Source organism: Actinoplanes sp. NPDC026619, from assembly GCF_040638295.1.
GTDB lineage: Bacteria > Actinomycetota > Actinomycetes > Mycobacteriales > Micromonosporaceae > Actinoplanes.
Window position 1 is genome coordinate 1 of the sequence record NZ_JBEZYA010000079.1, and the last position, 3,063, is coordinate 3,063.

Annotated in this window: 4 protein-coding genes; all 4 read right to left on the reverse strand. The window is 67.6% G+C overall.

What is annotated here, in order from left to right; all coding sequences use genetic code 11:
• Positions 1 to 249 precede the first annotated feature (249 nt).
• Genes AB0E90_RS51530 through istA form a run of 4 tightly spaced genes read right to left on the reverse strand, consistent with a single transcriptional unit; the run spans position 250 to position 2,884 of the window.
• Positions 250 to 453, reverse strand: a complete 204-nt coding sequence (locus AB0E90_RS51530) for a hypothetical protein (RefSeq protein ID WP_360421187.1) — start codon at positions 451 to 453, stop codon at positions 250 to 252.
• A 40-nt stretch (positions 454 to 493) separates the two neighbouring features.
• Positions 494 to 1,255, reverse strand: a complete 762-nt coding sequence (gene istB, locus AB0E90_RS51535) for an IS21-like element helper ATPase IstB (RefSeq protein ID WP_360421188.1) — start codon at positions 1,253 to 1,255, stop codon at positions 494 to 496.
• Positions 1,256 to 1,304: 49 nt separating this feature from the next.
• Positions 1,305 to 1,679 carry a hypothetical protein gene (locus AB0E90_RS51540; protein WP_360421190.1) on the reverse strand — a complete coding sequence of 125 codons (375 nt, stop codon included), beginning with the start codon at positions 1,677 to 1,679 and terminating at the stop codon, positions 1,305 to 1,307.
• Entirely contained in the window at positions 1,676 to 2,884 is a 1,209-nt protein-coding gene (gene istA / locus AB0E90_RS51545; protein WP_360421192.1) for an IS21 family transposase, read from the reverse strand. Before istA ends, AB0E90_RS51540 begins: the two co-directional genes overlap by 4 nt.
• Positions 2,885 to 3,063: the final 179 nt, after the last annotated feature.

Consider the following 3,063-nt stretch of genomic DNA (forward strand, 5'->3'; position numbering starts at 1 on the left):
TAGAACAATGATCGGATCACCCACGGCGTCCGCCGCCCGCTGCAGATCGCCAGCGTTCACGCTCGCATGCCAGTCATTGATGGCTTCTTCAAGCTTCGACTCCATGCCTACCACTATATGCGAAACGCATACAACTGCGCGGGTGGGTGTCGACAGCCAGCGAACCCCGCCCGAATGCCGCGACGCTGGCCCGGCCGTCAGCCCAAGGCATCGTGGCATCCAGCACTGTGAACGTTCCTGGTCACGGCGCTAGAAGGGTTCAGGAGTGGGAGATTCGCGGATGTCTGCGGTCCAGTCCTCGATGTCGTCGGGCCATGGTGCGGGGCGGCCGTTGTCGTCCCAGAAGCCCGTTTCGGTGTTGCTGGCGTGCAGAGCGGCGTTGAGCCGGTCACGTTCGGCTCGTTCCGGGATGTCGAAGCCGGGTGTCGGATTGGTCGTGCCGTGGTTTCTCACGAGGTGGGCGATGTCGTGCCGGGAGGCGTCGGTTGGGTGGTCACTGGGTGGTGGCCGGCGTTTTGGGCCGCTTGTTCGGCCGGTAGGACGGTCCGTTCATGAAGACCTGGTGGCTGGTGTTGATCAGCCGGTCGAGCAGCGATTCGGCGACGACGGGGTTGGGGAACAGCGGATACCAGTCCTGGGGCGCGCGGTTGGCGGTGATCGCGCTGGAGCGGCCTTCGGCGATGCGTTGGGAGATCAGCTCGTAGAGGTCGTCGGCCTGGCCGGGGGTGAACTCGCGCATCGCGAAGTCGTCCAGGATGAGCAGGTCGGCTTTGACGTGGGCGGCCAGGCGTTTGTCGAAGGTGCGGTCGGCGTGGCCGCCGGCGAGGTCGGCCAGGATGCGGCTGGTTTTGTGGAAGCGGACCTCGGCTCCGGCGCGGATGGCCAGGTGTCCCATGGCTTGGGCGACGTGGGTTTTCCCGACACCGACGGCGCTGTAGAGGATGATCGATTCTCCGGCTTGCAGCCAGCGCAGCGCGGCGAGGTCACGGATCTGAGCGGCGGGCAGTTTCGAGTTGGCGCCGAAGTCGAAGCCTTCGAGGGTGGTCTCGGTGTCGAAGTGGGCGCGGCGCAGCCGGCGGCTCATGGCGACTTGTTCGCGGCGGGTGATCTCGTCGTCGCAGAGGATCTGCAGGAACTCCAGATAGCCGAGGTCGCCGCCTTGGGCTTGGGCGAGGCGGGCGTCGAGGGTCTCCAGCATCCCGGACAGTTTCAAAGCCCGGAGGCTGTCGGCCAGCGCTGGGCGCAGAATCGTCATCGTGTCGTCTCGGCCTTCGTCGCTTCGGCGGGGGTGAGCAGGGTGTGGGTCATGACGCGGCGTCGTGTGGCTCGTCGTCCTCGGCGTCGTCGCGACGATCGGCGGTCGGCTCGTTCATCGCGTCCGTGCTTGTCGCGGCGGTCGGGGTCGGGGCGGGGAACGGGATGACGTCGGCGAACAGGCCGGCGGGGCCGTGCAGGAAGGCGGGCGCGCCGCCGTCGCCGGTGGGCCGGTCGTTTTCGATGTCCTCGAGCCCGGCGGCCAGGATGTTGCGGATGGTGCGATAGGACGGGTCGCCGGCCGTGGTGGCCTTGCGGCAGGCCGCTTCGAGGCGGGCGTCGGAGTACTTGCCGGTCAGGTTGAGGATCGCCTGCGCCGAGCGCAGCCGGTGCAGCACCGGCCCGTCGAGTAGTTCGGCGATCACTGCGGCGGTCGCCGGGCCGGTCTGTTCTGCCGCTCGCGGCACCACTGCGGCGTGCGCGTGTGGAACGCGATCTTCTCCGGCGGGTAGTCCGCGACGTCCGTGGCCCGGCCCTTGTCCTTGCGGACATGGGTCTTGACCAGCACACCGTGGTGGAAGACCTGCACCATCGTCACGGTGGCGCGGATATCGACCAGCTGCCCGATCAGCTTCCAGGGCACCGAGTAGAGGACCTTGCCGCACTTGATGTGGACGTCCGTGCCGACCTTGGCCCGCGACCACTCCGCCAGGGTGAACGCCGCGACCGGCAGCGGAGTCAGCGTCCCGGCCTCGGCCTGGTCGAACACCTCCATCGGGGTGCGCCCGTCCAACCCGCGGTGCTTGCGCTGCCCGGCGACCTCGCGGCACCAGTGCAACGCCGACGCCTGCATCTCGACCAGCGACGTGAACTCCCGGCCCTTCCACCAGGAGTCCCGGATGTAAGGCATCTGCCGCTCAACGCGCGGCTTGTCCTTGGGCTTTCGGGCCCGAGCCGGGTCGACCAGGACACCGTAGTGCGCGGCGAGTTCGGCATAAGCTCGGTTCAGCTGCGGGTCGTAGAGATCGGGCTTGTTAACCCCGGTCTTCAGATTGTCCGGAATGAGCCGGGCCGGGCAGCCGCCGAAGAACGCGAACCCCTCGACGTGACTGGCTGTCCACGACGCCTGGTCCATGCTGATCACCGGCCGCACGAACATGTGCCGCGAGTGCGACAAGACCATGACGAACGCCCAGATCCGCTGCGAACGTCCCGTCCGCGGATCCATCCACGAACCCAGCAGGCCGTAGTCGATCTGCCCTTCCAGGCCCGGATCGGGGTCGGCGCGCAGCACCGTCACCTTGTCCCGGACCGCATCCTCGGCCAGGTTCGCCGTGACATACCGCTTGAACGAGGCCAGCGAGCCGGCAACCCCGTGCTCGTCGCGTAGCCGCTGGTGGATCGTCGCCTTGGTCACCCCGGCCCGCAGCATCTCGACGATGTAGTCATGGTGCTTGGCGAAGTCTGGCCAGGTCACCTGCCGAAGCCGGGTATCGGTCAGATGCGGAAACCACTGCTTGACCAGCGGCGCCCAGTCTTCCTGGCTCATCGGCGGGGCTCCGCCAGGCACGAACCCCGCCGCGATCGCCGCCTCGACATACCGCCGGATCGTCTTGCGGTCCACACCCACGAGCCCGCGACGTCGTATTGGGACCGGCCCGCGTACCAGTGCGCCAGGATCTCGGTTTTATGTGGAATTCCACATAAAACCGATTATGCGGCGCGGCAGGTTATGCGGTGCGGCCATGCCCCGCCGGGCGGGGCCTGCTGCCCGGCGGGGTTCTCGCTCGGCGGACCCGCCGCATAATC

Coding starts and splice junctions, on each gene's coding strand:
- istB (WP_360421188.1), bottom strand. CDS start 1,255: ATGACGATTCTGCGCCCAGCGCTGGCCGACAGCCTCCGGGCTTTGAAA.